This is a genomic window from Acetobacter sp. AN02 (assembly GCF_029759835.1).
GTDB lineage: Bacteria > Pseudomonadota > Alphaproteobacteria > Acetobacterales > Acetobacteraceae > Acetobacter.
The window spans coordinates 1-2,894 of record NZ_JAJJND010000159.1; the positions used below are offsets into that span (position 1 = coordinate 1).

4 protein-coding genes are annotated in these 2,894 nt (G+C 61.6%); all 4 read left to right on the plus strand.

Features of this window, described 5'->3' with window-relative positions; all coding sequences use genetic code 11:
• Positions 1–78: 78 nt before the first annotated feature.
• Genes LOC54_RS11980 through LOC54_RS11990 form a run of 4 tightly spaced genes read left to right on the plus strand, consistent with a single transcriptional unit; the run spans position 79 to position 2,866 of the window.
• Positions 79–297, plus strand: coding sequence for a 2-deoxy-5-keto-D-gluconate 6-phosphate aldolase domain-containing protein (locus LOC54_RS11980; protein ID WP_279314019.1), 219 nt, complete (start codon positions 79–81; stop codon positions 295–297).
• Positions 298–340: 43 nt separating this feature from the next.
• Entirely contained in the window at positions 341–1,993 is a 1,653-nt protein-coding gene (gene iolD / locus LOC54_RS11985) for a 3D-(3,5/4)-trihydroxycyclohexane-1,2-dione acylhydrolase (decyclizing) (RefSeq protein ID WP_347709403.1), read from the plus strand.
• Positions 1,994–2,009: 16 nt separating this feature from the next.
• Positions 2,010–2,195 carry a hypothetical protein gene (locus tag LOC54_RS12305; RefSeq protein WP_347709404.1) on the plus strand — a complete coding sequence of 62 codons (186 nt, stop codon included), beginning with the start codon at positions 2,010–2,012 and terminating at the stop codon, positions 2,193–2,195.
• An 8-nt stretch (positions 2,196–2,203) separates the two neighbouring features.
• Positions 2,204–2,866, plus strand: coding sequence for a 5-deoxy-glucuronate isomerase (locus LOC54_RS11990; protein ID WP_279314018.1), 663 nt, complete (start codon positions 2,204–2,206; stop codon positions 2,864–2,866).
• Positions 2,867–2,894 lie beyond the last annotated feature (28 nt).

The following is a 2,894-nucleotide window of genomic DNA, read 5'->3' on the forward strand; positions in this document are numbered from 1 at the left end:
AAACAGTCAGCACACACAGCCACAAAGTACAACCCTCACGTGCCGCAATCAGGCCTTAACTGACGACACGCCGTAGGTCTGGATGCGCCTGAGGCGGATCTGCTTGAGGCGTTTGAGGCTGCGGCCGTGACGCCTCTGGTGAAGGGATTTGCGATCGGCCGGACTATTTTCGCACAGGTTGCCCGTGCATGGATGGCCAGAAAAGCGGATGATGATGAGGCCGTTTCTGAAATGGCGCGTCGTTTTACCGTGTTTGCCGATGCCTGGACGGCGATTGAAGAGCGTCGTGGAGCCTGAGATCGGGAACGGTCTGATTTCCGGAAGTTTGAGGACAAGAACAATGAAAACAATCCGTCTGACGATGTCCCAGGCTCTCGTCCGTGCCATGGTCGCGCAGAAGACCATGATCGATGGCAGGGTCGAGCCGTTTTTCCCCGGTGTGTGGGCTATTTTCGGTCATGGGAATGTGGCCGGTCTTGGCGAGGCGCTTCATGAGAGGCGTGATGAGCTGCCGGTTTTCCGCGGGCATAACGAGCAGGGCATGGCTCTGGCGGCGACGGCTTTCGCCAAGGCCGCGCGCCGGCGGCAGGCGATGGCGGTGACGAGTTCCATCGGGCCGGGGGCGCTGAACATGGTGACGGCGGCCGGTGTTGCCCATGTGAACCGGCTTCCGCTTCTTCTGCTTCCGGGGGATGTGTTTGCCAGCCGCATTCCTGATCCCGTTCTGCAGCAGATCGAGAATTTCGGAGACGGCACGCTGAGCGCGAATGATGCGCTCCGTCCCGTATCGCGCTATTTCGACCGCATCACGCGTCCTGAGCAGCTTATTCCGGCTTTCCAGCAGGCGATGCGTATTCTGACCGATCCGGCGGATTGCGGTCCGGTGACCCTGTCGCTGTGTCAGGACACGCAGGCTGAGGCATTTGACTATCCTGAGAGTTTCTTTGCCACGCGTATTCATCGCATCCGCCGGACGGCTCCTGATCCGTCAGAGCTGGAGGAAGCGATTGCCCTGATAAAGGCGGCGAAAAAACCAGTCATTATTGCGGGTGGCGGCGTTCTCTATTCCGGGGCTGAGGCAGATCTTGCGGCTTTCTGCACGGAAAAGGGCATTCCTGCGGGGGAGACCCAGGCCGGGCGCTCCTCTCTGGCGACGTCTCATCCGATGAATATGGGCGGGATCGGTGTCAGCGGGAGTGCGGCGGCCAATGCCGTGGTGGCGGAGGCTGATCTGATCATTGCCACGGGGACGCGTCTTCAGGATTTTACCACGGGATCGTGGGGGCTTTTCAGAAATCCTGATGTCCGGATTCTGGCTCTGAACGTGCAGTCTTTCGATGCGGCCAAACATGCCGCGTTCCCGCTTGTGGTGGATGCGCGGACGGCTCTGTCCGCACTTTCGGCAGGGCTGGAGGGCTGGAGGGCTGAGGCGTCCTGGACGGACAGGGCGGCGCGTGAGCGGGCGGAGTGGCTCCGGGTTTCGGCGGAGTGTCAGGCCGCGCCTTCGGCCACACAGGCCGGGCTGCCCACGGATGCCCAGGTGATCGGTGCGGTCCAGCGGGCCGCGCGGCCGACGGATACGGTGGTCTGTGCGGCGGGCGGTCTGCCTGCGGAGCTGCAGAAGCACTGGCATGCCGAGCAGCCGGGCGGTTATCATATGGAATACGGGTTTTCCTGTATGGGCTATGAGCTGGCCGGTGCGCTGGGGGTCAAGCTGGCCTGTCCCGAGCGCGAGGTGATCGTGATGCTCGGGGACGGATCTTTCCTGATGCTCAATGCCGAGATCGCCACTTCGGTGATGCTGGGTCAGAAGCTGATCATCGTTCTGCTCGACAATCATGGCTATGCCTGCATCAACCGTCTTCAGAATGCGACCGGCGGTGAATCCTTCAACAATCTCTGGAAGGACTGCCGGCAGGATGTGTTTCCCGAGATCGACTTCGTGCAGATCGCGCGGGCTGGGCGCGCGGGCCGAGAAGGTCGGGTCGGTTGATGAACTGACGCAGGCGGTGGCGCGTGCCCGTGAGGCGGACCGAACCAGTCTGATCCTGATCGATACCGATCCGATGCCGACGACGGAACAGGGCGGCGCCTGGTGGGATGTGGCCGTGCCGGAAGTTTCCGTGCGTGAGACCGTGCGGGCGGCGCGGGCGGATTATGAGCGGCTGCGCGGCGTGCAGCGGCTGGGGAACTGAGGTCAGCCATGTCAGGAGCAGCAGGACAGCAGCAGCGTGTCAGGATCGGCGCCAATCCGATCATCTGGACCAGTGATGATCTGCCGTCGATCGGCGGGGGGATCTCTCTGGAGGAGTGCCTGGATCAGGCACGCCGCGCCGGTGTGGAGGGGATGGAGCTGGGCCATAAATTTCCGTCCGATACGGAAGGGATGAAGGCAGCACTTGCTCCTTATGGTCTGGCGTTCATTTCCGGGTGGTGGTCGCTGGAGCTTTTGTCCCGGACGGCGGAGGAGGAGATCGAGGCCGAGACGGCGGTCGAGGTTGCGGTCTGCCGTTCGCCTGCCGAGGGCAGATATCCTGCCCGTGCGATTCTTCCTGATGAGGTCGGGGCGATTACGCGTGGCGAGTCCACCAATCAGCGTTTCATCCGGAATATTCTTCCCGATACCGCGCCGGGCGAGACGCTGCTTGTCGTGGAGGTCATCACGCCGGGCGGTCACTGGTCGAGCTATCCGCCGCATAAGCACGACACGGATGATTTCCCGAACGAGACCTATCTGGAGGAGACCTATTATCATCGTCTCCGGCGGGGCAGCGGTTTTGCTCTCCAGCGCGTCTATACGAAGGACGGATCGCTGGATGATACCAACCGTTTCTTGATCAGACTCACGGGGTACCCATTGGGCTAAAAATGTGATTCACAGGATGCTGATCATT

Excerpts from the sequence above, each read along its gene's own strand:
- iolD (WP_347709403.1), top strand. The coding sequence starts at position 341 with ATGAAAACAATCCGTCTGACGATGTCCCAGGCTCTCGTCCGTGCCATG.
- LOC54_RS11990 (WP_279314018.1), top strand. The coding sequence starts at position 2,204 with ATGTCAGGAGCAGCAGGACAGCAGCAGCGTGTCAGGATCGGCGCCAAT.